We start from the raw sequence: 26,728 nt of genomic DNA on the forward strand, positions 1-26,728 counted from the left end.
GAGGTCCGGCTCTGGCTCTTGGCGTTGGCGGGGAAAACTTGGCCTTCAAACCAGACCAAACAGGCGGCGCTCCGCCTCTTCCAGGCGAGCTAGAAAGGCGGCGAACTTGCTGGAGATCTCCTCGACTTCCTGCAAAAAGGCGCGCAAGGTCTGGTACTTGAGAATTAAGGCTTCTTCTGGAGGACGGCTCTGGAACTGTTCGTCCAACGCTTGGCCCAGCTCGTCCAGGGCATTTTCAATGGCGGTTTTGATCGCGCCAATGCTGTGCCGCACCAAGCGCATCACTTCCTGCTCCAACTGGGGCTTTTGCCGCGCCAGCTCGCTGGTGGCCAGCACCTGCCGCAGAGCAGCATGGGGATCCCCCCCCACCTGAAGCGGCATCTTGGCTGTCTCCCCTGGCTGTCCCCCCTGGCCAGCGGGCCGCAGCAAACTCCACTCCGATTGCTCCAGCTTACTCAGGATCCCTTGGAAAAGGGCGGCGGATCCCTCTACCTCCTTGAGAAAGCCGCGCAGCACCTGGTGTTTGAGGTTCAAGTAGTGGGCTGGATTCCCGTCCTGTAGGCTTTCGTCTAAAGCATTGCCCAAGTCGCTCAGGGTGTTCTCAAGAGTAACCATCAGGGCTTCGGCGCTGCGCTGCAGCAGTTGGCGGCAGAGCTCTGGGAGCTCTTGGACCGCGATGGCAGGAGGGCCAGGTAGGGAAACAGGAGCAACCTCAGGCTCGCCCTCCTCGCATTCCGGAATTTCTGGCTCTAACCAGGTGATGCGACTGGCCTCCACCCCACCAGCGGCACTTTCCCCATCTAGCCAGTCGAGATTGGCGTTGGAGGTTTCGGCAGCCAGTCCCCCACCCGCCCCGGCCTCTGGAAGCACGTAGGTATAGAGGGGCTGCAGTATCTGCAGCACAGCGTTGGCTGCTTGGGCATCTTGCTCAGGCTCCTGGAGCTGCTGCACTGCCTGTTGCAGCCGCCCTTCCAGCTCCTGAGGGGAGCTGCAGGCGTCATAGAGGGCCTTGAGCAATTCGTCAAGGCTGTAGCGCCTCAGGGCTGCCAACCCTTGCACTGTGGGCTCCAGCTTGTGGTGCAAAGCCGTGAACAGAACCAGCTTGGCCCGCAAAGGACTGGTCTGCTGCATCACCCAAGCCCGCACTTCAAAGGGATCGTAGGCTTGCTTGCGCAGTTGCAGGCCGCTGTAGCCCAGCGGTAGGCCAAGCGGAGGAGCTACCCCAGGGGAAGGAGCCCTGGCTGAGGAGGGAAAGGGGTTGCGGGGATCCCTTTGAGATGACTGGGAGGACTGGTAGAGGGGCTGGAGCTTGCTCAGCAGGAGTTTGGCAACGCGGGCATATTCGGCCTTCTTGTTAAGGCGACTGATGGCTTCGCGAAAACGCCGGCCTAAGTCCTCAAGGGTGGCACTCTCCCGGCAAAGCTGCTCCAACAGAGCCCTTAGCTCCTCCTCACTTAGCTTGCCAGCGTCGTTTGCCCAAGTGCGGGTGTAAGTAAAGTAAACCAGCTTTTTTACCCGGTCTGCGTACCCGCCCTGCAGCATTTCCTGCACGACAGGGCCAAGGGGATCCAAGAAAACCATAAGAGCTGCCCAGGGGGAGTTTTAAGCCTTGGGGTTGGCGACAGCTATTTCTGGCGGAGCATGGCATAGGAGGTCCTACCATCATAAACTACCCCTCTAAACTCAAGGACTCCGTCCCGCTGGCGCAAGCAAGGCCTAGGCAAAAGCCTCTAAGGTCGCATCTAGCTTGGCAGCTTGCAAGGCAGACACCTTGAGCTTGCAGGAGATAGTTGGGTCATGCCAAGCGCAGTCTATATATACGGTGGGGTATCCCGCGCCCAGAGGTAGCAAGCAGCAGCAATCCACTAGGGCCAAGAACCGGACGGCGGCTGCCAATCCTCCTGCCAGTCAAGTTCCTGACGGCTCTGCTTACGGGAGGGAGGGTGGTGCCTTTCCCCGCTTCGCTTAGGCTCTGGACGAGCGGGGGCAAAGTTTGCCGCTTGCGCTTCCTGGAGTTCGTGTAAAAGCTGCAGGTAGAATGCGCGTCGCTCCCAATCTAGCCCCCGCAGCCCACAGCCCGGTTCCCGATCGTGCAGGCAATCGCGAAACTGACAGGTGCCCAGCCGCTCCCTCACTTCCGGAAAGCAGCGTATTAGTTGCTGAGGCGAAACCGGTGGGATCTCTTCGCCAGCATTGAACCCTGGAGAGTCGGCAATCCAACCGCCCTCTGGCAAGGGAAACAGCTCCACATGGCGGGTGGTGTGCCGCCCCTGGCGCAACTTCTCCGACACAGCTTGGGTAGCCAACTGAACAGTCGGCAGCAGTTGGTTGAGCAAGCTGGATTTGCCCACCCCCGAGGGACCGACTACCACTGAAATTTGATCCCGACAACGGTGGTAGAGCTCAGGGAGCCCGGCCCCAGTAAGGGCGCTGACCACCACAGGCTCATACCCCCACCGCTGCAAACGCTGCTGCCACTCCTCGGCTACCGCCGCTTCGACACAGTCACTCTTGTTGAACACCACCTGAACCCGCAGATGGCTGGCTTCTGCTTGTACCAGTAAGCGACTGAGCGCCTCGGGCTCAGGCTCTGGATCCACCAGAGCTACCACCACCAAGACCTGGGTCACGTTGGCAATCGCCGGCCGAGACAGCTGAGTGCGTCGCGGCAAAATGGCCTCAATGGCCCCCCGCTCCGGCCAGAGAGAGTCGGCAACTGGCGGCAAGCTAACCTCCACCCAGTCGCCCACCATCACCTGCTGCCCCAATTTTTTGAGCTTGGCCCGTGCTGTGCAGAGAAGCTCTGCCGGAGTGGGCTTCTGAGCCGGGAAATGCGCCTTGAACTCGGGAAACAGGGCAGCCAGCTCGGGATCAATGCGCACGCGATAAAAGTTGGCCTGGGCCGCTCGCACCCAGCCACTACAGGTGGATCCCTGCCTCTCCCTTTGGACAGCTTGTTGCAATCCGTTCTGGTGCAGGTGGCTCATGCCAGGTCCCCGCGGCGTACCCAGAGGATGTAGTGCCCCTCAGGCGCCGCTTGTTGCCCTTCAATGGAATGCCCAGCCATCGCCAGACTCTTGGGCACTTGCTCCAAGGGCTCCCCTGCATCCAACCACAGCTCTAGCAGCTCCCCTGGCGCCATGCGTTCTAGGCGTAACTTGGCCCGCACGTAGTTGAGCGGGCAGGGGATCCCCCGCTGATCCAAAACCAACTTCACCTCTTGGGGGGGAACTGTCTCTGCCATCATTCTTCCTCCCGCTCCCGGTGGCCAGGCATTTGGGCCAGCCCGCGCAACAGTCCGCTCAAGAAGCCATCCCGCTTGTTGGTGCGTTCCCCCTGCAGCTCAGCCAAGCGCAGGAGCAGCTCCCGCTCTTCTGGACTGAGGCGGGTGGGAATCTCCACCACCAGCGTAATTTTGTGGTCACCCCGCACTGCTGGGTTGCCAAGACGCGGCACTCCCTTGCCCTCCAAAGTTAGCACCGTGCCCGGCTGGGATCCAGGCGGGATAATGAGCTCCGCTTCTTCCTCTAGGCCAGCTTTTGAGTCTACCGTAGGCACTGAGACTTTGGCTCCCAGGATGGCCTGCAGATAGCTCACCCGCACCTCCGAGAAAATGGTGAGGCCATCCCGCTGGAAGTCGGGGTCCGGCTCGACAAACAGGTAGACGTAGAGATCCCCAGGCGGACCGCCCCGCCGGCCCGCATCTCCTTCACCCGCAACCCGCAGCCGGGTGCCGCTGTCCACGCCAGCGGGGATGTTGATGCGCAGCTTCTTGGTGGTCTGGACCAGCCCCTCCCCATGGCAGTGGTGGCAGGGCTCCTCCAGCACTTGGCCGGTACCTCCACAAGTAGGACAGGTTGAAACCTGGGTAAAATTGCCAAAGGGCGTGCGGGTGGCCCGCCGCACCTGGCCAATGCCACCACAGGTGGGACAGGCTTTCATACCCATGCCCGGTTTAGCGCCGCTGCCCCCGCAGACAGGACAGGTCTCCAGGTGGCTGATGCGAATTTGCTTTTCGCCCCCAAAGATGGCCTCGAGAAACTCCAACTTTAGGTCAAAGCGCAGATCGTCCCCCCGTACGGGCCCTTGGCGGCTACGGGTATAGCCGACTCCCCCTCCAGCAAAATTGGTGAAAAAGCTCTCAAACAGGTCAGCAAAACTGCTAATGCCACCAAAATCCTGGAACCCACTGGCTGCTGCTCCGCTTAGCCCTGCTTCGCCATAGCGATCGTAGCGGGCTCTTAGCTCGTCATCGGAGAGCACCTCATAGGCACGGTTGATCTCTTTGAAGCGATCCTCAGCCCCAGGCTCCTTGTTGACATCAGGGTGGTACTTGCGAGCTAGCCGGCGATAGGCGCGCTTGATCTCCTCCTTGGAGCAACCACGGCTAACCCCCAAGATTTCGTAGTAGTCGCGGGCCATAGAAACGCTTCAGAAAACTAGGCTGGAAACACAGCTGGCCAGAGATCTGACTGCAACTTTACTTCAGGCTAATCTGTCAAGTGGCTTAGCAAGGACCGTAAATCTCGCTCCCCATCTCTAGGAGAGCTGCCCTTAGCTCTTCCATTGCCTTCTGCAAAGTCGCTAAGTCTACGTTATCATTTGCCAGCAATGCCCTCAACGTGCCCGCCGCCTGGGCCCCCCGCTGAAGGCGGCTCTCGCTCAGGCGACTGCCGTGCTCCTGCAGCGTCTTCTCGTAGTTGTAGAGCAAGCTATCTGACTGGTTGCGGGCTTCCACCAACTGGCGCCGGCGGCGATCTTCTTCGGCATAGAGTTCGGCCTCCTGGCGCATCCGCTCAATCTCACTCTTGCTGAGGCCGCCGTGGTTGGTGATCTTGATGCTTTGCTCGATCCCGGTTCTCTTCTCGCGGGCCGAGACCTTGAGGATACCGTTGGCGTCGATATCAAACGAGACTTCAATCTGCGGCACCCCGCGGGGAGCTGGTGGGATCCCAGTCAGCTGGAAACGGCCCAGGGTCTTGTTGTCCTTGGCCATGGCCCGCTCCCCCTGCAGGACGTGAATTTCCACTACCGTCTGGCCGTCGGTAGCAGTGGAGAAGATCTGGGTTTTGCTAGTGGGAATGGTGGTGTTGCGCTCAATGATGCGGGTGAACACTCCCCCCAGGGTTTCCACGCCAATGGAGAGGGGAATCACGTCCAGCAGCAGCAAGTCTTTGACCTCTCCGCCCAATACTCCCGCCTGGATGGCAGCGCCAAGGGCCACTGCCTCGTCCGGGTTGACGGAGCGATCGGGATTTTTGTTGAAGATTTGCCGAATTTTCTCCTGGACAGCCGGGATCCGCGTGGATCCCCCTACCAACAGCACGCGGTCGATGTCTTCGGGGGAGAGGCCGGCATCCTGCAGGGCCTGGAAAGTAGGCTCTACGGTGGCCTCTACCAGATCCCGCACCAACTCCTCAAACTTGGCGCGGGTCAGCTCCACTTCCAGGTGTTTGGGCCCGGAGTCGTCGGCGGTGATAAAGGGCAGGTTGATGAGGGTAACCTGGGTGCTGGAGAGCTCGATTTTGGCCTTCTCGGCTGCCTCCCGCATCCGCTGCAAGGCCATGCGATCCCGAGAAAGGTCGATCCCTTCCTTCTCGAGAAACTGGCGGATGAGCCAATCCACAATTCGCTGGTCAAAGTCATCCCCGCCCAAGTGGTTGTTGCCAGCAGTTGCTTTTACCTCGAACACGCCGCCGCCCACCTGCAACACAGAGACATCAAAGGTGCCCCCGCCCAAGTCGAAAACTAGAATGCGCAGATCCTGATCTTGCTTGTCTAGCCCGTAGGCTAAAGCCGCTGCTGTCGGCTCGTTGATGATGCGCAGCACCTCCAGCCCTGCAATAGTGCCGGCGTCTTTGGTAGCCTGGCGCTGAGCATCAGTAAAGTAAGCGGGAACAGTAATCACGGCCTGGGTCACCGGCTCCCCCAGATAGGCTTCCGCGTCGGCCTTGAGCTTTTGCAGGATCATGGCGGAGATCTCCTGGGGCGTGTAAGCGCGATCCTGCACAACCACCTCCACCATGTTGTCCCGGCCGGGAATGACCTTGTAGGGAACTCGCTTCCGCTCTTCCTCGGTTTCGGCAAAGGTACGGCCAATGAAGCGCTTGATGCTGAAGATAGTGTTTTCCGCGTTGGTAACCGCCTGGCGCTTGGCCAGTTGGCCCACTAAGCGGACGTTGTTCTTGGCAAAGCCGACGATGCTGGGGGTGGTACGACCTCCTTCGGCGTTGGTGATCACAATGGGCTTGCCGCCTTCCAAAACCGCCACGCAACTGTTGGTGGTTCCCAGGTCAATTCCAATAACTTTACCCATGGCCCCCTCTTCCCGTGTGGCAAATCCCAACCCAGGATGGATTCCCGGGATCTCCTAAGAGCATTCTGCCCAGCATCCTGCAGAAACCTTCCGGTAGCGCTCTCACCTCCCTAGCTTTACTGTAGCCTTGGGAAGGCGGGTAGACCCTACTTGTCTAGGGTTCCAGAAAGCAGCTTTGCTACGAATTGGGGGCAGTTTTACCTTCAGCCTCGGGCTGGGCGTCGGCCCTCTCGTCTGGGGGGGAGGGCTCAGGGCTGGGACTACCCGCAGAGACGGCTACTAGGGCATGGCGAATCACCACATCTCCCAGCTTGTAGCCTGGCTGATACTCGGCCACTACCACATCTTCGGGGTACTCACTGCTGGGTTGGCGGGCTATGGCCTCGTGCAGGCTGGGATCGAAGGGCTGGCCCACTGACTTCATGCGGGATACACCCATTTTTTTCAAAGATTCCACCAGCAGGCGATAGACACTCTGGTAGCTGTTGTGCAGTTCCCGCTCGCGATCAGTCTCGATCCTTAGCTGCTGCTGGGCCCGCTCAAAGCTATCTACAACAGGCAGGATCTCCAGCACAAATCTCCGCCGTTCTCTTTGGCTGAGCTCCTCCTGTTCTCGCTGAGTACGCTTCCGGTAGTTTTCAAAGTCAGCATAAAGGCGAATGTAGGAGTCTTCTTTCTCCTTCAGTTTCTGGCGCGTTATTTCCAACTCCTGTTGGAGCTGCTTTAGAGTTTCGTTGAGATCCGGAGAAGCCTCAGCACTAGTCTCGCCAGCGGGGGTGCCGACTTCTGCTTCACGGTCTTCCAAAATAAGCTTCTCCAGCTCTGCTTCCACGTTGAGCTCTTCTTCCTGGAGCTCAGGGTGGGTATCTTCTGGAGGCATGGGTTGCTTTTCTTCAGCAGTCATAAGTTGGTCAACAAGAGGACAAGCACTTAGCAGTGGCATTACGTTCCCAGTTTGGCACCTCAAAACTACCGCTGCAGCTAGCCAAACTAGGCTCTGTGCTGATCGTATTCTACCGGTTGCCCTGCCGGCCAGTTGGGACCCTAGTTGCTTTAGCCCACCAGCAGCCTCTCCTGAGACCGGTCCAAGCTCTGGGGAAAGTAGATCTCAGCCAAGTTGGGGATAAGGTGCCAGTTGTAGTTGTAGATGGGCCGGAGGGGGGAATGGGTGCGGATGTGGTGAGCAAGAAAATCGCGGATGCTCTCTGCAGAGATCCAGAGCATTTGGGCTTCCTGGAACATGCTGTAGCCACCGCCACCACCAGCGCGGTAGTGGTTGATTACCAGGCGAAAGGTTTGATCCGGTTGCACCGGCTGGCCGCGAAATTGCAAACTAACCAGGCGATCGCCCACTGGGCGGGTGAGATCAAAGCAATAGTTGATACCGTGATAGAGGTCGAAGGTGTAGCCTCGGGCTTCGGGGGCCACGACGGCGGCAGGATCCTCTGGCAGATGGTTGGGATCCAACTGGCGAAAATACCCAGCCGTCTGCTCGAGGGCCCGCCGCAGGATGTCGCCAGTGATCTCCACAAGGCAGAGGGTGTTGTCGTAAACGGTGAGGCTATAGGCATCTTGCAGGAAGATGGGGCCTGCCGCTAACCCAGCATTGCTGCAGATATTGACTAGGGAGAGCTCCGCCGAAAGGCCGGCCTCCCGTACTGCCTGCAGTTGCGCCTGATGCAGTAGCTCCGCCAAAGGGTTGGCCCCCAAGCGGGCTGCCAGCCCCCCGCGATAGGCACAACGGGCGTGGCCGATGGGCTGGCGGATGTAGCGCAAGGTAGCTTGGTGATAGGGTTCTGTGAGGGCCAAGAGTTGCGGATCGGGAGGGATCCCTTCCGCAGCCAGCAACTGGGCGGTTTTGCGGATCACTTGCCAGCGTCCGCCGTGGCGCTCCAGCTCCAAAGACACGTGGGAAAGGTAGCTACCCCAGTAGCCGGGCTGCACCACCAGGGCTTTGGCCCCTCCCAAGCCGGCAATGGTTTGGTGGGTATGGCCGGAGAGAATGACGTCAATGCCCTCGAGTTCCGCCAAGGCCAGCAGCTCGTTTTCCCCCACCAAGCTCTTGTTGCTGACCCAGCCGGAGCGATCTAGGCTAAGCCAGCCCTCAGGGGTACGCAGAGGGGGCAATTGGCTGGGGCCGCTGTGCAAAATCAGCACTAGCACATCCACCTGGGGCCGCAGCAGGGCCAGATAGTGCTGGGCAGTTTCCAGCAGGGGGGCAAAGCGCAGCCCTGCGATATAGTCAGGACGCTCCCAGGTGTCGATGCGGGGAGTGGTCAGCCCCACCAGGCCGACGCGGAGCCCGGCCACCTCCCGGATGAGGTAGGGCTGGAAGAGAGGATCCCCGTTGTGGCGAAGGATATTAGCGCAGAGGGTGGGACAGCGGAGGTCGCTTGCAAAATCCTGCAGGACCTGGAGCCCGAAGTTAAAGTCGTGGTTGCCGGGGGTGAAGGCGTCATAGCCCAGGGCGTTGAGGGCGCAAGCCATGGGGTGGGGGGAAACCCGCTCCACCTGAGCATAGTAGGTGCCCAGCGGGGATCCCTGAATGGTGTCGCCGCTGTCGATAAGCAAAACCGGATCTTCGCTGGCAGCCCGCACACGCTTGATCAGAGTGGCCAGCTTGGCCAGGCCGTGCTCGGCAGGGATCCCGGTAAAGTAGTTCCAAGGGTGCAGGTTGGCGTGGAGATCGGAAGTGTGGAGAATTGTTAACCGCATTCCACTATCCTAACCGAAGCGAAAACTCCCATCCAAGCTCCTGGTTTGGGAAGCTGCTACCTCAGCAAAAACAGCACCTGCACACAGCCCACCAAAAAGCCCAGCAGCCCCCCCAAGTTAACGATGGCCTGCAGCTCTTGGCGCACAATCTGCCGGATGGCCTGCTCCAGCTCAGCGGGGGAGGTGGCGTTGACTTTATCGGCAATGACCTGATCCAAGTTCAACACGGGGATCACCTGCATCATGAGAGATTCTAAGTCGCGCTCTAGGTAGCGCTCCAGGATCAAGGCAAGATCGGCACTGATCTGGTCGATGGAGGCCATAACAGCCTTGGAACTGCGCAGCCGACCCAACACTAAGCTGGCCACCTTTTCCCAATCAATACTCTCTCCCAAACTGCGAATGGCCTCGGCTCCCTGGGAGCGCAGGTAGTCTTGGATCCCGTCGCGCAGGGTGCGGCGCAACTGCCGTACGGCAGAAAGGGGTAGGTTCTGCAGCGAGAGGTTCTGCAGAATCTCCGTTAAGCGGCGGGAGGCGTTGAGGTCCTTGAGCAGATCTGCCAAGAGGGCCTCTGCGCCTTCCGGATCCTCCAGGCAATAGGTACGCAGACGCAGCAGGGCGTTTTTGAGGCCAAATAAGTTAGCCACCACCCAGTAGGAGCCAGTGGCCCGTTCGCGAAATTCTTCATCCAAAGCTTCGATGTTGCGATCGGTGAGAAAGTCCACCAGGTTTTGCCGCAGCACCTTGGGGGGCAGCACCTGCTTTAGGATCCACTCCGAGAGCTGCCGGGCCTGCTCAGCGTTAAGGCGCAGCTCTAGAAGCACCTGGTCGAACAGTTGGTTAATTGGCCCCTCCAAGAAGGTCTCCTGGCGGGCGAGCACCTTCACCAGGCGGGGCAGCGACTCGTTAAACAAATCCGCTAAGATGCGGGCCAGCACCTGCGCCGTTTGCTGCTGGTGTTGGGGATCCTGCAGTCGATCCAAAGCCACCCCCAGTAGCCAGCGGATCCCTGCCTGCATGCGCTCGGTTTGTAGGAGCTTGCGAGCCAGGTTGTGCAGCTCCTCCGGCGTGAGCAGGGATCCCATGATGGTTTTGGCGATTTGCCTGGCCAGGCGGGGCTGGTTCTGCGGGATTAGGCCGGGGGTAAAGGGGATGCGCCAGCCGAAAACCCGGTAGGGGCGGTAGGGCCGGAACAGCATCTTGATAGCAATGTCGTTGGTGAAGTAGCCAATCACCAACCCGGCCAAGGGGGGCACGAGGTAGGTCCAGAAGGCCATGGGGCAAACTAGGGGGCTCTTCTCTACTCTACCGACCCGCTCCTGCCCGCTTTTTGTCAAGGCTACTGGATGATCAGGCTCTCGGCGAGTTCCAGCTCCACCAGGGTATTGGGCTGCAGCGTCACCACTCGGTCGATGTTGGTAGTGCTGGCGGCTGCTCCCACGAGGCTGCCGGCCAAGATGGGCAAAAAGCCCCATCCCCCCGTGAGCACTCCCAAGGCTAAGCCGCCCGCCGCCCCATAGCCTGCCCCCCGAGCGACGGTAGTACCCATATCAGCGCTGCGATCCAGCCCAACCTGGAGGGGTGCAGATTGGCCTCTAATGAGATAGGTGGAAGAGCCGATGGTCAGGCGGTTGGCCACAAAGCGGCTGCCGACAACCCGCTCTTGGGGATCGGCGCTCTCCGACTCCCGACCAGAAAGCTTCAGTTCTTGGTAAACCGGCTCAAAGGTGCCCCACACCACGCTCCCCGCCGGGATCACCACCTGGCCAAAGCGATCCAGCACCGGCTCGGAGACCTCCAGACTGGTGCTGATGGCCTGGTAAGGCTGAAAAGTAATGGGGCGGTAAACCGTGAGGGGAATACGGGTGCCCGCCGGCAGCTCGCCCCGCGCAGCCCCGGCCAGGTTCCCCCCTGGACTGAGGTCGGGCCGCCGTTGATAGGAATAGGCCTCGCCTGGCGTAGCCTGTCCACCTGGGGCCGCTTGAACGGGCACCACCGGGATCGGAGCCACAGCCGGAGCCGTGGGATCCAGCGGCATTTGCGGCACCTGAGGCACTGGTGGCAGGGGATCGGGGGTAGCAGAGCTGGGGGAAGATGGAGCGCTCAGCAGCGGCAGGGTGGGAACGGGATTCGGCTGAGGAGCTTGGGGAGTAAACTCAAACTGCTGGGCAGCAACTGCAGCCGCCGCCGCAGCCCACCCCACCCCACTCACCAGCCACCTAAAGCCAACCCTTTGCCACAATGGCAAAAACGGCTGCAACCCTGAGCTCATGGATCCCATCCAGTCGCAACTGGCAGTAGCTTAACATCCTAACCAGCCTGTTCCCCACTAGATTTAGTAGAGGTTAAGGGGAAGGCAGCTCTTAGAACACTATTGAGGCCTGTTGAAGGCCTGGCTTGAGTTTTCCCTAAGGGCTAGGAGAAGGCTCTCCGCCAGCCTGGGGACTCGGCGTGGGTGTGGGTTCTGGAGTAGGGGTAGGTGTGGGTGTCGGGGTCAGCTGGGTGGCCCGCACCTGGAAAGACCACTGCTGGAGGGCGGTGTTGCCGCTGGGATCGGCAATTTGGACGGCAATCAAGGTTGGTCGATCAGTGGGCAGCGGCTCGGCGGGGGTATAGGTAAAGCCAGTGCGGCTGAGCTGGGCTTGGGCGGTAACGTCGACGTTGTTCACCAGCAGGGTAAAGCTATTGAGGTCGATCCCCTGGTCATCTTGAAAGCGAGCGGAGATGGATGGGCGCGGGTTGTCGGTCACCGCTCCGTTGGGTGGAGCCAGATCGCTGATGGTGGGGAAGGTGGTGTCGGTCACCTGCCCAATGGTGATGGTTTTGTCCGGCAATTGGACTAGGGTCACCAGCCCATCCCGCTCCAGACGGGCAAATACCGGCGCTTCTAGAGCCCGGTCTTGGCTGCGGAAGGTGTAGCTGCCCTCGTATTGGCCGGGGCGGGTTTCCTGCAGGGGCAGGTTGTAGGCAATGCCGGGAATGGAGAAAGACGCCTGCGCCCCCGGGGATCCCAGCAAATACACCGTCAAGGTATCTCCCGGCTTGACGGATCCCAGCTCCTCGCGGGCAAAGAAAGTCCTCACTTCCGGCGCGGCAGGCAGCGTTTCCACCAGCGGCTCCACGGGGATGTCCGGCGTAGCCAGGGGCTCAGGGGTGGGGGTAACCTGGGCGAGGAGTTCGGTGGGGATCCCTGGTCTGGGAATGGCAGCTCCCACCGGTGGGTCTAGGCTGGGCACCCGGCCCACCTTGGCCAGCGCTTGGTAGGTAAGAGCCGCCACTTCCCCCCGCGTGGCCACCGCCTGGGCATTCAAGCGGGTGGGATCAGGGTAGAGCACCAACAGCCCTTCTTGAAGTGCTGTCGCAATGGGGGCGCGGGCAAAGTTAGGCACCCGATCGCCATCCGCAAACCCCGCGAGGATGGCCTCAATTTGACCGGGATCCTCGAGGAGCTTACCGTTGGTGGCAGCGCGGGTCAAGACAGTGATGGCCTGGGCACGGGTGAGGACCTCGTTGGGACGGAAGGTGCCGTCGGGAAAGCCGGAAACCAACCCTGCTGCTGCCGCCGCGCCGATGGAGGGAGCTGCCCAGCTGGGAATGGGATCAGCAAAAGGACGCACGGGAACGTTGGTGTCTAGCCCAAAAGCTTTGGTAACGATGACAGCAAACTGGGCGCGGGTAATCGACTCATTGGGGCGAAAGGTGCCATCTGGAAACCCGCTGATGATCTGCCGCTCATTGAGCCCGGCGATGTACTGGGCGCCCCAGTAGGTGCTGATATCAGAAAGTTGCGCCCAAGTGGGATCCCCCATCCAAACCAAGCTGCTGCAGCCTACCACCAGAGCTGCCGTCTTCCAACCCTGCCAAAGGAAAAGGTCGCGCATTGTTCACACCTCACGATCTGCCAAAAGAGGTCATGGGACGTCTGTGGGTCCAAGAAGAGGGACCAACTCAGACAGAGTGGCCCCAGACGCAGAAAGTTCTCCTTGGCGGGCCGTTTTGTTGCCTGCCTAGGGCGCAGGATTGGGGTAGCGCTGGTGCACCGCCTCAATCTCCGCCAGGATCTCAGGCGACAGCTCCACCTCCAGGCAACTGAGGTTTTCCTTGAGCTGAGCCAGGTTGGTGGCCCCAATGATGGTGCTGGTAACAAACCAGCGGCTGCGCACAAAGGCCAAAGCCAACTGGGCAGGAGTCAGGCCGTGCTGGCGGGCAATGCGTACGTAGGCAGCTACCGCCTCTTCCACGTTCGGCTTGCGGTAGCGCTGGCCAAAGCTCTCAAACAGGGTCAAACGGGATCCCGGCGGCTTGGCGCCCCCCAGGTATTTGCCCGTCAGCAGCCCAAAGGCCAGGGGGCTGTAGGCCAGCAAGGCCAGCTGCTCGTGGCGGCAGACCTCTGCCAGGCCCATCTCAAACGTGCGGTTGAGGAGGTTGTAGGCATTTTGAATCGAAACCACCTTGGGCAGGCCCAACTGCTCGGCCACGTGGCAGAACTCGCAGACCCCCCAGGGGGTTTCGTTGCTCAGGCCGATGTAGCGCACCAGGCCCTCCTGCACCAGTTCCGCCAAGCCCTGCAGTTGCTCGGCAATGGGAACGGTGGGCCGCTCCTGGCTGGGATCATAGGCCACCCCCCCAAACAGGGGCACATAGCGATCCGGCCAGTGGATTTGGTAGAGGTCGATGTAGTCGGTCTTCAGGCGTTTGAGGCTACCAGCCACTGCCTGCTTAAGATTGTTGCGGCTAATCGAGAGAGACCCGCCGCGGATCCAGTGCCAGGGTCGCCCCGGGCCAGTGATCTTGGTAGCGATGATGAGGCGCTCCCGCGGCTGGTGCCGTAGCCACTCGCCAATGTAGCGTTCTGTGGCTCCCTGGGTTTCCGCCCGCGCCGGCACCGGGTACATCTCGGCGGTATCGATGAAGTTGATCCCGTGCTCCACCGCGTAATCGAGCTGTTCCCAAGCCTCAGTCTGGGTATTCTGCTCACCAAACGTCATGGTGCCAAGGCAGATCTCCGAAACCTGCAGAGGGCTGTGGCCAAGCTGGCGGTAGCGCATGGGAACTTGCCGTCTCCAACCCTAAACAGCACACCAGTCCCCATTGTGCCCAAAACTTGCCAGCCCCTGGGATCCCTGCCCCTACTCTTGCTGCAGCACAGGCATGTACTCGCGGTAGATCTGGTTTAGGATTTCCAGGCCAATGCGGGTGCGACTGTCGGGGGGAAGGGCCTCGATGGCTGCCCTTACTTGCAAGATGGTCCCCACTGGGTAGGGAGAACGCAGCTCCTCCCGCTTGCCCAAAAACACATCCGTGAAGTAGTCAATCAGCCGCTTGACTTCTCCCATGTCCTTGCGGGAAATGTCCATATCCAAAACGGTGGTCAATTTGGCCCGCATCGCCTGGAAGCTTTGCTGACTGGTGTTGAGGGCCACCCGCTTGGCTAGGCTATCCACCAGAATTTGGCTGATCTTCTCCACATTTTGAGTTACAATCTCGCGGTGGCGGGCAGCAAAGCGCAGTTGCACTTCATGCAAAAATTGTTCTCGCTCCAGGATTTGGATGCCCTGCTGCTCCAGATCCACTCCGTAGCTTTGCAACTGCTTGTACTGGTTTAAAACCCACTGGTTGTAGAACGAATCGGCCAAAACTCGCCAATAGCCAATGAGTGTTGCCTCAGCAAAGGGGATGCTAAGCAAATAGGCCTCGCTGGTGATCCGGTGCAAATGCTCGGTTAGCTTGTCCCGCTCTTTCTCGTCCAAGTAGGAGGTGCGCGGCACCCAAGCTGCCCCGTACTCGCTTTTCACCTCCACAGGGAGGGAGATCAAGAGAGTGTCGAAAAATTGGTGGAGGCTGAAAAGGAGAAACTTATTTGGATCCTGCAGGCGGTTGAGGAGCTCTTGTTTTTTCTCTTCTTGGTATTGGGCTACCAGTTGCTGGGCCTCGGCGGCCTGGCTGCGCGCTGCCTCCACCTCTTGCCGCAGCTTTTCGATCGCTTCTGTGCTCGGCACCTCGGTAGCAGCAAGCTCCCCCTCTCCGCTGAAATAACTGCCGCCCGGCCCTGGACCACCGAGGCTTGCCAGCGGTTCGTCGCTGTCGTTATCCAGCGTCAGTAGGCGAGAAAGAGCCTGCAAGCGAGCTCGCCGATCGGAGGAGCCCAGGGATCCCACCTCCACCGGATCCCGACTTTCCCAACCGTCCAGTCCACCGATGCGATAGAGCGTGTAAAAATACTTGCTGAGCAGAATTGCCAACAGATGCTTGTTTTTGACCTCGTTGTACTCCAGGTAGGCCCGCAGACACAGTTGGAAAGCGATGTTGGGCAGGCTGCGACACACCCTCATAATCTGGGAGTATACTCTTTGCAAGTGGGGCCGAAAGCGGCGCGGGATCGCCTCGGGTCGCAGGCCACGCAGCAAAAACTCCGGCTGGCGCAGATCTTGAGGGGTAAAGTAAAAGCTTTCTTGCCAAAGCAGCTCGTCCAGGTCGCGGGCAAAAATCGGCTTCAGCTGATCGATGATCTGCACAACGACCGCTTCGTTAAAAACCGGTATGATTTCTTCAATACGCAGCTCCTCGTAAATAGAATGCAGCCGCTTGCTGCGAAAGTCCTCGATCGAGATCAGCCCCTTCATGGTTCCAATCCGACCGTCGCTCCTCAGAAACTTGTACACAATCTCGGCCGTGGCGCTGGGAGAGAGGACGGGGGTTCCTGTCAGGTCGGGGGAAATTTGCAAAGGTCGCAGCAGGCGGCTGGTTTCGCTAAGGCTGAAGCAGCTCCAGGAAGCGGGGTTAAGCACCACTGAGGAGAGGCTGCCCAGCAATTGCTTCTCATCCAAGTCCTCCAGCCGGATTTCTCCCCTGGGAGCTTGGCAGGGTGCCGTGGGTGAAGCCGCCTGCGAATCCCGAACGGACGGAGGAGATACAGGTAGGGGGGATGCACTCATGCAGCAAAGGGCGTTTAACCTCGAAGGTCACTCTAGACCGGCAAAGGATGGGTAAGATGTGATCTGTGTCTCTATGTCCAACGGAAGTCTCTAAAGCAGAGTCTGCCCAAAAACCTCGCGCTGTGATCTATTGCTACCAGTATCTGGGAACGGTCAGCTTTTGGGTAGCGTGCAACCACGGTTTTGGGGCTCCACCGATCGATACGCAACTTTAGCTCTGGTGGACGAGGTTGCTGAGTCTTTCCCCCCTCTTGCGGAGCCAGTTTTTCTGCCCAATCCCTAAGCTACGACAGAAGGTCTGCCTACCGGTACGGGAGTTGCGGTTTGATGCGTTCTGAATTCGGGTTGATTCAGGATTAGGGTGCATGACGGCCATTTTGATTGTCGACGACGATCCCACGATTCGGCTGGTGTTGAAGCGATCCCTGGAGCGGCAGGGCTACACCGTCGAGATGGCCAGCGGTGGCTTGGAAGGGCTGGAGAAAGCTCATCTCCTAACCCCGGGGCTGATTATCTGTGACTGGATGATGCCGGATATGGATGGGCTGGAAGTCTGCCGGCGCATCAAGGCGGATCCCAAGTTTTCCACCACCTTCTTTATTTTGCTCACTGCGCGCACCGAAGTCGAAGACCGCATCCAGGGCCTAGATGCCGGGGCAGACGAGTTTCTCAGCAAGCCCATCGATCCCAATGAATTGCGGGCGCGGGTGCGGGCTGGGCTGCGCTTGCACCAGCTCAGCTATGACCTGCAGCAGCAAACTGCCCGACTGCGGGCGGAGTTGGCCGAAGCAGCCAGCTATGTGCGTTCGCTTTTGCCCAAGCCGGCCGACTTCTCACCTCACCAAATAGCGATTGAGTGGTGCTTTTTGCCCTCCCAGGAGTTGGGGGGCGATTCGTTTAACTACCACTGGCTGGACGAGGATCACCTAGCTATTTACCTTCTGGATGTGTCAGGGCACGGGGTGGGCTCCGCCCTCTTGTCCGTGTCGGTGATGAACCAGTTGCGTTCCCACAGCCTGCCCGACACCGACCTGCGGCAGCCAGATGCGGTGTTGCGCGCCCTCAACCAATCCTTCCAAATGGGATCCCACCATGACATGTACTTCACCCTCTGGTATGGGGTTTACCGGCCGCGATCTCGCTTGCTTTCTTTTGCCAGCGCTGGCCACCCCCCCGCTCTGTTGGTTGCTCAATCAGATCCCATCCCCTTAGAGCTGAAAACACCCAATTTGCCCATTGGCATTTTGCCCGATCAGGACTTTGCTAGGGACGAAGTGCGGATCCCGGCCAACAGTTGTCTGTACGTGTTCAGCGACGGGGTTTACGAAGTGTCCAGCTCGGAAGGGATCTGGGGAATGGAGAACTGGAAGTCGTTCCTAGGCGCCCATGCCTGCATTGGCCTCGATCGCGTTCTGCAACACATCCAATCTTTCCGCGGCAGGGCTGATTTTGAAGATGATTTTTCCCTGCTCCGTATCAGCTTTGGCTAGGGGCTACCGCAAGCCGGCTCAAGATGAAGGGGATTGGGATGACCAAAGAGCTAAGCTGGGATCTCCTCCGCGAAGCTGCTCCCACTGAGCGGGGGTAAAAGTGCGCAGGGACAAAGCGTGGAGGCGGCCGTCCTGCAGGTAGGTTTTTAGAGCCTCATTCACCAGTTGGTGCTGTTTGAGGAGGGGGAGGCCCTGGAATTGCTCGGCCACGACAATGGCCTGAAAATGGTTGCCATCACCCACCGTATCTTCTACCCGCACTTGTGCACCAGGCAGGGCAGCTTGTATCAAGGCCTCAATTTCCCGCGGATCCATGTGCTGTCTTCCCGCCTTCGGCTTATCAGTTGCTTACCTTGGGTTCCTATAGCGGGGACTGGATTTGAACCAGTGACCTTCGGGTTATGAGCCCGACGAGCTACCAGGCTGCTCTACCCCGCGTCGTTCTTTTACTCTAGCCTGTTTCTTCCAAGGTCGGCAAGTCCCTCGTTAACAGCAGAAAAAGCCCCCCTGGCAGGCGGGGGGAGGAGAGTAGGGGTAGAACCTCTAGGGCAGCAGTTCTTCGAAGGCTTCCTCCTTGGGGTTGGTGCGGCGGGAGAGGGTGCGGCGGTCGAAGGTCATGTGGATCTCCCGGTTTTGCTCGCCGTCGGCAGCCACGGCAAAGATGGGGAAGTCGATGTTGCCATCCGGGAAAGCCATGTGGAAACGGAAGGTGCCATCGGGGTTGAGCTGGATCTTGCGCCCGCCAATGGTAACGGTGGCGTCCGGCTCCGTGGCTCCATAGACAATCAGCTCGGCATCAGCCACCAGCCAGAACTTGCGGGAGCGCCGCGGCAGGACTTCGGAAGCGCCGGAGAACAGCCCCAGGCCCGATCCAGAAGCCATCCAAGGGGCAGCAGGCACCTCTGCCATGCCCATCATGCCCACACCTGAAGGGATAACAAACGAGCTAATGGCCTGCTCGGGCACCAGTTGACGGCTGCCCATTTGGTGGCTGCCAAACAGGGATCCCGCCACCCGCATTGCCTCAAAACCGCCCACCATTTCCAGGAAGGGATCCGCTGTCGCCTCCCGCTGCGGCTCGTCGCCTTTGTAGGCCACCACGCCCATGCCGGCAGCGCTGCGCTTGTAGGGCTCGGTGAGCTGGTAGAGGGTGCGGCCCTGGAGGGGCATATCAAAGGGCACGGTTAGGAAGTGCTCTTCCAACCAGTCAGAGGGGAAGACCGGCGGCACCATCACTGCCGCTGAGCGGGCCAACATCAGCCAGCGACCATCTGCCGTCCGGTAGCCAATCTCCACCAAATAGGAGCGGTCACTCACTGGGATTGGCAAGTACCACTCCCGCGCCAACTCATCGCAGGGGTACTCCTGCATGCTGTGAGCCGGCTGGCGGTCGAAATCAATATCGGTTACATCGTACAGACGCAGCGCCAACTGCTGGCCGCCCTCGCGGCGCTTGCTCTCCTTGGCTTCGTTGGGCACATCCCAGTAGGCGTAGGCCCACTGGGGATCCCGCGGCAGCAGGACAATGCGGCTTTCGCCATAGCCCCCGGGCAGATCCCCCAGCCCCTTGTCCACATCAGCCAGATCCAGCTTGCTGGCTACTTGGCCGACATACTTCGTCCCGGTAACTACCTCTTGGCCACTGGGCTCCGGCATTGCATTCCCGGGGGGACCAGCCTTGGCCTGGGCCTCCCGAATAGCCTGGATAAGCTGGTCTTTGGTCATGCGGCTGTACTTGGGGATCTGATAGCGGGCAGCTTCTTCTCGCAACTGCCGAATGGTCATTTCTTCCAACGGGATCCGCTCTGGTGGCATGGTCAGGGTCTCCTGTTCTCAACAGATTGGGCTTGTGCACACGCTCCACTAGCTAACCCAAAGGCCGATCCCCACTTGTGGCTAAGGGCAACCCCTGGCTCACGGGGGTAACAGCCTGCCTTGTGCTTTCCAACCGCTGATGACCCCAGCTTGGGATCAACGGGGATCAAGGGCATGATGAACCCATGTTCACGTATTTCTGCTTATTGGTCAAGAGCCTGGGGATCGCTGGGGATCAACACCTCGTTTTCCCAGCCCCCCTAAGCCAAGGATCCCGCCGCAGGGGAGAGAAAGCCAAAGGAAGGACTGCGCGGGATCCCCTGCCGAACCGGCAGGGTCTGGCTAGCATGGGGAGGGGTGAGGCGCAGGTCATCAGGCCACAAGGTGTAGGCATGAGGTGCTGGAAGGAGAGACCGCACAGGGCCGGGATCGGGGCAATCTTGGTGACGGTGGTGGCGGGAGGGATTCTTCCCCTCCATGGGACAAAAACAGCTTGGGCACAAACCCCCTTGTTCCCTCCCCTTTACCGCGCCCCTGCTTCAGTCGTCGAGGGACAACCGCTCCCAGCAGAAACGCCCTGGCGGCCAGTTACTCCTGACCAGTTGGAAGTAGAGTCGGTAGTTTCTAGCGAGGAGGCAAGGTCGGAAGGGCCAGTTTTCGATTTGGAGTTGCTGCGCCAGTTCGGCAGCGGGGGCGGTGGCTCGGGTTCTGGCCAGGGAGAAGGGAGCGGGCCCGGCAGCGGCCAGAGCGGGGGGCGCGGCTCCAGCCCTGGCTCGGGGGTGGGCACAGGCCAAGGGCCAGGGGGGGGAGCTGGCCTCGAGGCGGGATCCCGGCGGCAAACCCCGCAGGTAACAGGGCTGCTCGTGGATGCCCGCGGCCTGGATTTTCTGCCCAGCCAATCGATGCGCCTTCTGGATCCCGACGGCAACCCAGTTTACCCGCCCGCCAATCTTGGCCAGGACCTCAATGTTGCCTTTGTGGGCAGCGAAGGCACCGCCGCCTACGCCACCTCGGAAGAGCAGGCCCGCTTGCTAGTCAACCGCATTGGGGAACGGCCCTACCGCATCCGCGCCATGCGCACGCTAGGCTACGACCTGGTGATCTCCGCCGAAGATGCCTTCAACCTGCGCCAGATGAACGCCGTCGATGGCTTTCTGGATCGCTTTGCTGTGGTAGTCATCTGGGATGGCAGCCAGGCCAGCCGGCCTTGAGTAGCCCTGGGGATGGTAGCTTAACAAAAGGTAAGGTGCTCTGCCCTGCGGACGCAAACAGCTTTTTCTGGGGATCCCAACCCTATGCAGCGCTTTGCCAACCAACCCCTGCGGGAACGGCCCCATCTGGCAGTATTTTCTTCCAGCAAGGTGGGCAACTTTGTGGTCACCGTCCCCCTCCTGCGGGGCCTCAAGGAGAAATACCCCGGCTGTGTGCTGGATTTTTTTGGCAGCGAGATTACCCGCGACTTTGAGCTCCACTGCCCCTACATTGACTTTAGTTTCCCCCTCTACAGCCGCCGCCCCGATTACCTCGAGGCCCTAACAGCAGCAGTACGGGAACGGGTGGCCCAGGCCGGGCCCTACGATCTGGCCATCAATTGCGACGAGTTTAGCGAGCTCAACCTGGTGGCGGTGACGGCCCTGCGCCCCCAGTACATTGCTGGCGCCTGCTTGACCCTGGACTTTCGCCGCAAGTTGGATCCCGGCCCCGACCCGGTGCAGCGCATGCTCCAGGACGACGACTGGAACAGCCTGGAGTTTTTGCAGCGCTACAAAGACATCCTCACCAGCAACTACATTGCCGAGATCTTCTGCCGCCTGGCTTATGTGGAAACAGATTTTTTCCGCCTAGAGCTGCCCAGCCGGGATCCCGACTTTCCCGTGCCGGAAGTCCTGGTGCACATCACCACCACCCGCCGTGCCAAGATGTGGCCGCTCGAGTACTGGCGCCAAGTGATCCAGTGGTGCCAGGGACAGGGCCTGCAGGTGGGGCTAATTGGCAGTGCCCCCGAGCTGCAGCGATCCCTCTACCACGGTGACGGCGAAGAGCAACTGATGGCTGAAACAGGGATGATTGACCTGCGGGGCAAAACCAGCCTCCTCGAGCTGGCCGGAGCCCTGAAGCGGGCGCGGGTCTGTATCTCTGTGGATGCGGGGCCGATGCATATTGCAGCGGCCGTGGGCTGCCCCACCATTGCTCTGTTTGGCAACGATGCCGATGGCGATGGAGCTAGCCCGGTGCGGCTGTGGGCGCCTCGCCTGCCCCATGTTTACATTACCCAAACTTCCTATAAATGCCGGGTCTGCGTGGAAAACAAGTTCAAAAACGAAGCCTGCCTGGTGGAAGGCCACCCCTGCATGACCCACCTCCGGCCAGAAACAGTCATTGGCTACCTGCAGGAGATTCTAAAGAAGACCTAGGACTTCCAGCCGGTGGCTCCTCTTGAAGTCTTTTTCCCTGCTGACCAGGGGGGCAGGGAGTGCTCAGGAGCGCAGGTTGGATCCCTGACAGTCCGCTTAGGGTGAGAGTTCAAGGCTGAAAAGTCTGTACTTAAACGTTTGGGTGTGAGCTGTAACGTTGAGAACACGCAAGTGGGCCGGTTTGCGGAGGGGGGCCAAATGAGAGCCTGGCAAGGGGTTGCCCTGAAGCTGCTGGCCACCTTTTGTTTTGCCTGTTTGGGGGCGATCATCCGGCTCAACACGCCCGCCCTGCACCCTTTTGAAATTGTGTTCTTGCGTAACCTATTTGGGTTGCTTGCCCTAGTGCCGCTGCTTTTGCAAGCAGGGATCCACTCTCTGCGCACCGCCAAGATGGGCTTCTACCTCCTGCGCTCGGCAATCAGCACCTTGGGGATGCTGCTTTCCTTCTGGGCAGCCAGCCTGTTGCCTTTGGCGGAAGCAACGGCGCTGAGCTTTGTCCAGCTTTTGTTTGCCAGCCTCATGGCGGTCTGGGTGTTGGGCGAACAGATGCGTCCCTCCCGCTGGCTGGGGTTGGGCCTGGGGTTTGCCGGGGCCTTGGTGATGCTAAGGCCGGGCTTTCGGGAGCTCTCCTTAGGGACAGGACTAGCTTTGGCGGCGGCAGCCCTCTTTGCCTGGGTGACCATCGTGCTCAAGATCCTCGCCCGCACCGAGTCCAGCCTCACGATCACTGCCTACATGGGCCTGTTGCAGACCCCTCTTTCTTTTCTGGCTGCCGTCTGGGTTTGGAGGTGGCCTTCGCCGGAGCAGTGGCTGTGGATGGCAGCTATGGGGCTGCTGGGCAGCCTGGGCCAGGTGGCCCTCACGCAGGCCTACAAGCTGGCCGAGGTGACGATGCTCCTGCCTCTTGATTTTTTTCGCCTCCTCTGGGCTAGCCTGCTCGGGTTCTGGGTCTTTGCCGAGATCCCGGATGGGTGGACTTGGATGGGCGGAGCCTTGGTCTTGGCAGGCGCCACCTCTAGCGCCTACCGGGAAGCTCGGCTGCAGAGGGCCCAAACCCCCGCCTGGACTGGCAAAGTGGGAAAGCGGGAAGATCCCTAGGCCAGCCTAGAGCCGCGGCAGGACGGGACTGGAGCTGGTCAAGTCGGTGGTGGTAAGGGCCACCAGCAGGGCTTCGGGGCTAACAGGGAAGGGCAGGTGGTGGATGCCCGAGCCTGGCTGGCAGGCCACTTGAGCTGCGTGCAGCAGCTCGGCGGATCCCAGGTGGCCCAGGTGGAGATCCCGCAAGTTAAGAGGTAGCCCCACCTGGCGGTAGAACTCCAGCAAATGGGTGCGGGCGGCCACCGCCAACTGGCTTCCCTGCAGGATTTCCTCCAGGCGAAGCTGGGCCAAGATGCCAAAAGCCACTTTCTCGCCGTGCAGGGCGGCCCGGTGGCCCACCAGATGAGTAAGACCGTTGTGGACAGCATGGGCGGCCACGGTGCGACACTTGGCTCCTCCCATGCCGCCGACAATCCCCGCTAGGCAAATGCAGGCGTCCACCACCTGCTTCCAAGCAGTCCCACCTGGCTCCCGCAGGGCTGCCACCGATTGTTGGAGGAGCAAATCCCGTAAGACGCGGGCCTGCTGTACAGCGCCGATGACCAGGGCATCTTCCGAGGCGCCGCTGCTTACAGAGGACTCGTACCACTTGGCCAAGGCATCCCCGATCCCGGCCACCAGGGTGCGTGCCGGCGCTTGCAGAATCAACTCATAGTCCAGGATCAAAGCAGCGGGAGCCTGATCCAGGGCCACATCCCGCTGAAAAGCTCCGGCCTCCGAGTAGATGTTGGACAGGGCGCTCCAGGCGGCACAGGTGGCAGCTGAGGTGGGCACGGTCACCACCGGGATCCCCAACCGATGGGCCACCAGCTTGGCGGTATCCAACGCCTTGCCGCCCCCCACCCCCAAAATGCCGGTTACGGATTCTGCTGTGGCCAGAGCCTGGAGACGAGCCAGCTCCGATTCGGTGCAGTCAACTCCATAGGTGCTCCAGTAAACCTGAACGGCGGGATCCCGCTCCAGATTGCGCTTCAGGGGCAGTTCAGCCACAGCTAGCGATCGCTCCCCCCCGATCACCAACACGCGGGATCCCAGGATCGTCAGGGGGACGGCCTCGAGAATGCCGCGGCCGCGGTACACCCGGCCCGGTGCCGGAATGGCCAGGTCGAATTCCCAAGTGCTCAGCATTCCAAAAAGGGGCGATAAAGTCAGCCTAGTGTCCGTAAATACAGACTACGATTCTAGCCGCAAGTTCTGCCTTTCCCACCCCTGAGTCTCGCCTGCTTAGAACGGGTTGGGATCCCTGGTAGGGGAGGGCCAGCTAGCACAAATCTTTGCCGGCAGTCAACTGCAAACGGTGGTAACCCCCAGACAAATTGGGTAGTATGCGTCCTAGCAGTAGCGCAGAGGGCGGGGTTTCCAGCGTGTTTGGCTTTCTTGGTGGCTCCAGAACTCAAACCTTGCTTGGGGTGGACATCAACGCCGAGCGCATTGCCGTTGCCCAACTGAAAAAACAGGGCAATGGCCGCTATCGTCTAGTTCACTACCACAGCGTGGAAATGCCAGAGGGGGCCATGGTCGAGGGGCGCATCCTCGATCCAGACACGGTTGGCCTGACCCTGGCCAACTTGCTCAACGAATACAAGGTGCCCACCAACTTGCCGGTGGCGACCGCGGTGCCGGCACGAGAGGCCGTTGTCCGCCTCCTTCGCCTGCCTGCTGACCTGCCTGCTGATGAGCTACGGCGGGTGGTCCTAGAACAGGAGGCGGAGCTCTACATCCCCTACCCCCGGGATCAGGCGGATGTGGACTACCAACCCTTGGGCCTCGACCTTTCCCAGGATGGCCTTGAGCGCATTGAGGTGCTGCTGGTGGCTATCCCCAAGGAGGTGGTGGACAACTACCTGGCTGTGCTGCAAGCAGCCAACCTGAAGGCGCGCTGTGTGGAGCTGGCTAGCTTCTCCCTCATTCGCACCATCCGCGACCAGCTCCTCCAGTACGGCCCCCAAGAGGCGGTGTTGCTTAGCTCCATCGGCTACGAGAGCAGCGAGATCAGCATCTTGGTCAACGGCATCCCGCAATTTACCCGCACCGTCAACATCGGCACCATCCACATGCGCCAGGTGCTGGCCCAGGCCCTGAATTTGCCGGTTAGCCGCACTGGCGACCTGTTGCGAACTCTAAGGTTACCCTTGATCAACCCCGCCGATGTTTTGGCCACGGGAGAGCAACCGGTTCCCAGCAACCCCGGTGTGGCAGCGGTGGCCCGTGTCGTCTCCGATTTGGCCGATGAACTAAAGCGCTCGATTGACTTTTTCACGAGCACGGAAAGCAGCTTTCCTGTGGTGAAAGTATTGCTGGCCGGGCCAGGAGCCAGCATTGGCCAAATGGATGGCTTCTTATCCCAGTTGTTGAGCGTGGCGGTGGAGTTGGTGGATCCCTTTGGCAGCATCCTCATACCAGATTCAACCGAGGTGCCCCTGGAGGAGCGACCAGCAATGGGGGTGGCTCTGGGGCTAGCCATGCGGGAAGCCGGCAAGTAACGACAGGGATCCCTTGGAGACACTGTCCACCAATGAGTGAGGCGAGTGATGTACACACCGGAAATTAACTTTCTCAAGGAAAGGCCGGAAGTTCCTACCACCGTTCAGCCAGGGGCGGTAGCTGCCCCAACAGCTGCTGCCGGAGCGGAGAGCTGGGCTTTGGCCATTGGCCTGGGGATTGCCGTAGCTGCCGTGGCCATGGGGGGTTTTTTGTACTTCCAGACCCTCTTCTCCCGCCAGAGAGATGTCCTTAGGGCAGAGCGAAGCCGCCTCGAAGGAGAACTCAGCACAGCCAATGCCGAGTTGACCCGGCTCCAGGGCCTCAGCCAAGAATTACAAACCATTCGCACCCAGACAGAAGGGTTTCGCTCTTTTCTGGGATCCGTCCAGCCTTGGTCGGCCATTCTAGAAGAAGTGCGGCGCAGGATCCCTGGGCAAGGGGTATGGATAACCAACATCAGCGCCTCTGGCGATACTGTGAACATCCAAGGCGGGGCGCTGGATTTTCCCTTGGTGAACGACTTTTTGCTTACTCTGCTGGATTCCAACTTCGTAACCAGCGCCGTTATCAACAGTGCCTCTCGAGTGGAGGGCACCCCTGAAACTGAACCCAGCGTCACCTACGGCCTAACGGTTACTATTCGAACCATAGGGGATCCCGACCCAGAGTTTACCCGCGAGCTGGAGCAGCGGGGAGCAATAGGCTTGGTGGAAAAGATCCGCATTTTGCGTCAAGTGGAGGGGAACTGATGACCGGCTCGCTGGACAGTTTTCACGATGACCAACTAATGGCACCTCCGGCGGGGCCGCCGGTACTGCTGGGTGTCGAGCTGACCCCTATTCGCATTGGCCTGTTGATCGGGATCCTGGGCCTGGGTACAGCAGGCGTTTTGGCCTTCACCCAACTCCGTCCTCTAATTAGAGAGGTGCAGGCCTTGGAAAGAGAGGTAGCCCAAAAAACCAGCCAGTTGCAGGAGGTACAGGGCCAGATTGCCAGCCTACAGGATCTGCCCAACCAAATCGAGAGGGCTCGTGTGCAGCAAGAGCAGATCAGCTCCTTGCTCGCCGCCCCCGAGAATGCCGACACGCAACTGATCGATCTCAGCCGCCTGGTGCGAGGACAGCCCAACAGCGAGTTGCGCAGTTTTGCCCCTTCTCCCCTCACCCCTGCTTCTTCGGATAACCCCGAAGTGCCCGCGATCATTGCTCCGGCTATCCAGGTGCAGACCACCCGCGTCACGGTGCGGGGCCCCTACACGGACATCATTAGTCTTATGAGGGATATAGAGCGCCTACGCACCTTGTTTCGGGTGAGCAACATTAGCCTAAATCCCGTTCAAGACACAGGGGAGCTGGACGCCGCTTTTGATTTGATTGCCTATTACTACGACAAAGACATTCCCTTGGGCACTGCTCCTGCCCCTGAAGGACAAACCCCCCCTGCGGAAGGACAGCCAACACC

The 26,728-nt window shown here is 60.1% G+C and carries 23 protein-coding genes and 1 tRNA gene; 7 read left to right on the forward strand and 17 right to left on the reverse strand.

Annotated elements, in window-relative coordinates; translation table 11 throughout:
* Nucleotides 1–45: 45 nt before the first annotated feature.
* The 12 genes from NW827_RS08155 to NW827_RS08210 form a co-directional block, all read right to left on the reverse strand.
* The gene (locus NW827_RS08155) at nt 46–1,581 is read right to left on the reverse strand and encodes a hypothetical protein (RefSeq protein ID WP_414403816.1); all 1,536 of its coding nucleotides are present in this window, start codon (nt 1,579–1,581) and stop codon (nt 46–48) included.
* A 284-nt stretch (nt 1,582–1,865) separates the two neighbouring features.
* Nucleotides 1,866–2,987, reverse strand: coding sequence for a ribosome small subunit-dependent GTPase A (gene rsgA, locus NW827_RS08160; RefSeq protein ID WP_414403815.1), 1,122 nt, complete (start codon nt 2,985–2,987; stop codon nt 1,866–1,868).
* Nucleotides 2,984–3,247 (reverse strand): sulfurtransferase TusA family protein, encoded by a 264-nt coding sequence (locus NW827_RS08165; protein ID WP_414404681.1) that lies wholly within the window; start codon nt 3,245–3,247, stop codon nt 2,984–2,986. Before NW827_RS08165 ends, rsgA begins: the two co-directional genes overlap by 4 nt.
* Nucleotides 3,244–4,422, reverse strand: coding sequence for a molecular chaperone DnaJ (gene dnaJ, locus NW827_RS08170; protein WP_414362452.1), 1,179 nt, complete (start codon nt 4,420–4,422; stop codon nt 3,244–3,246). The genes NW827_RS08165 and dnaJ overlap by 4 nt, the downstream gene beginning before the upstream one ends.
* 85 nt (nt 4,423–4,507) lie before the next feature.
* Nucleotides 4,508–6,316 carry a molecular chaperone DnaK gene (gene dnaK, locus NW827_RS08175; protein WP_414403814.1) on the reverse strand — a complete coding sequence of 603 codons (1,809 nt, stop codon included), beginning with the start codon at nt 6,314–6,316 and terminating at the stop codon, nt 4,508–4,510.
* 178 nt (nt 6,317–6,494) lie between these two features.
* Nucleotides 6,495–7,259 carry a nucleotide exchange factor GrpE gene (grpE, locus tag NW827_RS08180; RefSeq protein WP_414503554.1) on the reverse strand — a complete coding sequence of 255 codons (765 nt, stop codon included), beginning with the start codon at nt 7,257–7,259 and terminating at the stop codon, nt 6,495–6,497.
* 110 nt (nt 7,260–7,369) lie between these two features.
* Complete coding sequence (locus NW827_RS08185; RefSeq protein ID WP_414403812.1) at nt 7,370–9,031, reverse strand: bifunctional metallophosphatase/5'-nucleotidase; 1,662 nt, start codon at nt 9,029–9,031, stop codon at nt 7,370–7,372.
* 56 nt (nt 9,032–9,087) lie between these two features.
* Nucleotides 9,088–10,308, reverse strand: a complete 1,221-nt coding sequence (locus tag NW827_RS08190) for a DUF445 domain-containing protein (RefSeq protein WP_414403811.1) — start codon at nt 10,306–10,308, stop codon at nt 9,088–9,090.
* A gap of 62 nt (nt 10,309–10,370) precedes the next feature.
* The gene (locus NW827_RS08195) at nt 10,371–11,303 is read right to left on the reverse strand and encodes a hypothetical protein (protein ID WP_414403810.1); all 933 of its coding nucleotides are present in this window, start codon (nt 11,301–11,303) and stop codon (nt 10,371–10,373) included.
* 136 nt (nt 11,304–11,439) lie between these two features.
* Complete coding sequence (locus NW827_RS08200; protein WP_414503555.1) at nt 11,440–12,912, reverse strand: S-layer homology domain-containing protein; 1,473 nt, start codon at nt 12,910–12,912, stop codon at nt 11,440–11,442.
* Between the two features lie 126 nt (nt 12,913–13,038).
* A complete protein-coding gene (locus NW827_RS08205) occupies nt 13,039–14,079 on the reverse strand; it encodes an NADP(H)-dependent aldo-keto reductase (RefSeq protein WP_414362459.1) in 1,041 nt (346 codons plus the stop codon).
* A gap of 81 nt (nt 14,080–14,160) precedes the next feature.
* A complete protein-coding gene (locus NW827_RS08210) occupies nt 14,161–15,858 on the reverse strand; it encodes a hypothetical protein (RefSeq protein WP_414403807.1) in 1,698 nt (565 codons plus the stop codon).
* 473 nt (nt 15,859–16,331) lie between these two features.
* Here NW827_RS08210 and NW827_RS08215 point away from each other — a divergent pair, with 473 nt between their 5' ends.
* Entirely contained in the window at nt 16,332–17,456 is a 1,125-nt protein-coding gene (locus NW827_RS08215; protein WP_414403806.1) for a PP2C family protein-serine/threonine phosphatase, read from the forward strand.
* An 18-nt stretch (nt 17,457–17,474) separates the two neighbouring features.
* On the opposite strand, the gene NW827_RS08220 is transcribed toward NW827_RS08215, so the two are convergent.
* From NW827_RS08220 to NW827_RS08235, 4 genes are all read right to left on the reverse strand, one after another.
* Entirely contained in the window at nt 17,475–17,771 is a 297-nt protein-coding gene (locus NW827_RS08220; protein WP_414362462.1) for a BolA family protein, read from the reverse strand.
* Between the two features lie 49 nt (nt 17,772–17,820).
* Nucleotides 17,821–17,894: transfer RNA gene (locus NW827_RS08225), tRNA-Met, on the reverse strand.
* A gap of 105 nt (nt 17,895–17,999) precedes the next feature.
* Entirely contained in the window at nt 18,000–19,271 is a 1,272-nt protein-coding gene (locus tag NW827_RS08230; protein ID WP_414362463.1) for a DUF4912 domain-containing protein, read from the reverse strand.
* Between the two features lie 260 nt (nt 19,272–19,531).
* Nucleotides 19,532–19,750, reverse strand: a complete 219-nt coding sequence (locus NW827_RS08235) for a hypothetical protein (RefSeq protein WP_414403805.1) — start codon at nt 19,748–19,750, stop codon at nt 19,532–19,534.
* Between the two features lie 30 nt (nt 19,751–19,780).
* On the opposite strand from NW827_RS08235, the gene NW827_RS08240 reads away from it, so the two are divergent.
* The 3 genes from NW827_RS08240 to NW827_RS08250 all read left to right on the forward strand — a co-directional run bounded on the left by NW827_RS08240 (nt 19,781) and on the right by NW827_RS08250 (nt 22,783).
* Nucleotides 19,781–20,482 carry a hypothetical protein gene (locus NW827_RS08240; protein ID WP_414503556.1) on the forward strand — a complete coding sequence of 234 codons (702 nt, stop codon included), beginning with the start codon at nt 19,781–19,783 and terminating at the stop codon, nt 20,480–20,482.
* Between the two features lie 84 nt (nt 20,483–20,566).
* Nucleotides 20,567–21,685, forward strand: a complete 1,119-nt coding sequence (locus tag NW827_RS08245) for a glycosyltransferase family 9 protein (protein ID WP_414362466.1) — start codon at nt 20,567–20,569, stop codon at nt 21,683–21,685.
* Between the two features lie 198 nt (nt 21,686–21,883).
* Nucleotides 21,884–22,783: a DMT family transporter gene (locus tag NW827_RS08250; protein WP_414362467.1), complete on the forward strand. Its 900-nt coding sequence runs from the start codon at nt 21,884–21,886 to the stop codon at nt 22,781–22,783.
* A 6-nt stretch (nt 22,784–22,789) separates the two neighbouring features.
* Here the strand turns inward: NW827_RS08250 and NW827_RS08255 are convergent, their stop codons facing one another.
* Nucleotides 22,790–23,911 carry an iron-containing alcohol dehydrogenase family protein gene (locus tag NW827_RS08255; protein WP_414403803.1) on the reverse strand — a complete coding sequence of 374 codons (1,122 nt, stop codon included), beginning with the start codon at nt 23,909–23,911 and terminating at the stop codon, nt 22,790–22,792.
* Between the two features lie 197 nt (nt 23,912–24,108).
* Here NW827_RS08255 and pilM point away from each other — a divergent pair, with 197 nt between their 5' ends.
* The 3 genes from pilM to NW827_RS08270 all read left to right on the forward strand — a co-directional run.
* Nucleotides 24,109–25,266, forward strand: a complete 1,158-nt coding sequence (gene pilM, locus NW827_RS08260) for a type IV pilus biogenesis protein PilM (RefSeq protein WP_414403802.1) — start codon at nt 24,109–24,111, stop codon at nt 25,264–25,266.
* Between the two features lie 48 nt (nt 25,267–25,314).
* Nucleotides 25,315–26,016 (forward strand): PilN domain-containing protein, encoded by a 702-nt coding sequence (locus NW827_RS08265; RefSeq protein WP_414362469.1) that lies wholly within the window; start codon nt 25,315–25,317, stop codon nt 26,014–26,016.
* Nucleotides 26,016–26,728, forward strand: a 713-nt coding sequence (locus tag NW827_RS08270; RefSeq protein WP_414503557.1) for a hypothetical protein, incomplete at its 3' end; no start/stop codon positions are given. The genes NW827_RS08265 and NW827_RS08270, both read left to right, overlap by 1 nt.

It is taken from the genome of Synechococcus sp. H70.1 (genome assembly GCF_047502705.1).
In the GTDB taxonomy this organism is placed as follows: domain Bacteria; phylum Cyanobacteriota; class Cyanobacteriia; order Thermostichales; family Thermostichaceae; genus Thermostichus.

Excerpts from the sequence above, each read along its gene's own strand:
- NW827_RS08215 (WP_414403806.1), top strand. The coding sequence starts at position 16,332 with ATGACGGCCATTTTGATTGTCGACGACGATCCCACGATTCGGCTGGTG.
- NW827_RS08200 (WP_414503555.1), bottom strand. The coding sequence starts at position 12,912 with ATGCGCGACCTTTTCCTTTGGCAGGGTTGGAAGACGGCAGCTCTGGTG.
- NW827_RS08220 (WP_414362462.1), bottom strand. The coding sequence starts at position 17,771 with ATGGATCCGCGGGAAATTGAGGCCTTGATACAAGCTGCCCTGCCTGGT.
- NW827_RS08255 (WP_414403803.1), bottom strand. The coding sequence starts at position 23,911 with ATGCTGAGCACTTGGGAATTCGACCTGGCCATTCCGGCACCGGGCCGG.
- dnaK (WP_414403814.1), bottom strand. The coding sequence starts at position 6,316 with ATGGGTAAAGTTATTGGAATTGACCTGGGAACCACCAACAGTTGCGTG.
- NW827_RS08230 (WP_414362463.1), bottom strand. The coding sequence starts at position 19,271 with ATGCCACCAGAGCGGATCCCGTTGGAAGAAATGACCATTCGGCAGTTG.
- NW827_RS08165 (WP_414404681.1), bottom strand. The coding sequence starts at position 3,247 with ATGATGGCAGAGACAGTTCCCCCCCAAGAGGTGAAGTTGGTTTTGGAT.
- NW827_RS08265 (WP_414362469.1), top strand. The coding sequence starts at position 25,315 with ATGTACACACCGGAAATTAACTTTCTCAAGGAAAGGCCGGAAGTTCCT.
- NW827_RS08205 (WP_414362459.1), bottom strand. The coding sequence starts at position 14,079 with ATGCGCTACCGCCAGCTTGGCCACAGCCCTCTGCAGGTTTCGGAGATC.
- pilM (WP_414403802.1), top strand. The coding sequence starts at position 24,109 with ATGCGTCCTAGCAGTAGCGCAGAGGGCGGGGTTTCCAGCGTGTTTGGC.
- NW827_RS08195 (WP_414403810.1), bottom strand. The coding sequence starts at position 11,303 with ATGAGCTCAGGGTTGCAGCCGTTTTTGCCATTGTGGCAAAGGGTTGGC.
- dnaJ (WP_414362452.1), bottom strand. The coding sequence starts at position 4,422 with ATGGCCCGCGACTACTACGAAATCTTGGGGGTTAGCCGTGGTTGCTCC.
- NW827_RS08250 (WP_414362467.1), top strand. The coding sequence starts at position 21,884 with ATGAGAGCCTGGCAAGGGGTTGCCCTGAAGCTGCTGGCCACCTTTTGT.
- NW827_RS08190 (WP_414403811.1), bottom strand. The coding sequence starts at position 10,308 with ATGGCCTTCTGGACCTACCTCGTGCCCCCCTTGGCCGGGTTGGTGATT.
- NW827_RS08235 (WP_414403805.1), bottom strand. The coding sequence starts at position 19,750 with ATGGAGGGGAAGAATCCCTCCCGCCACCACCGTCACCAAGATTGCCCC.
- grpE (WP_414503554.1), bottom strand. The coding sequence starts at position 7,259 with ATGCCACTGCTAAGTGCTTGTCCTCTTGTTGACCAACTTATGACTGCT.
- rsgA (WP_414403815.1), bottom strand. The coding sequence starts at position 2,987 with ATGAGCCACCTGCACCAGAACGGATTGCAACAAGCTGTCCAAAGGGAG.
- NW827_RS08185 (WP_414403812.1), bottom strand. The coding sequence starts at position 9,031 with ATGCGGTTAACAATTCTCCACACTTCCGATCTCCACGCCAACCTGCAC.
- NW827_RS08245 (WP_414362466.1), top strand. The coding sequence starts at position 20,567 with ATGCAGCGCTTTGCCAACCAACCCCTGCGGGAACGGCCCCATCTGGCA.
- NW827_RS08155 (WP_414403816.1), bottom strand. The coding sequence starts at position 1,581 with ATGGTTTTCTTGGATCCCCTTGGCCCTGTCGTGCAGGAAATGCTGCAG.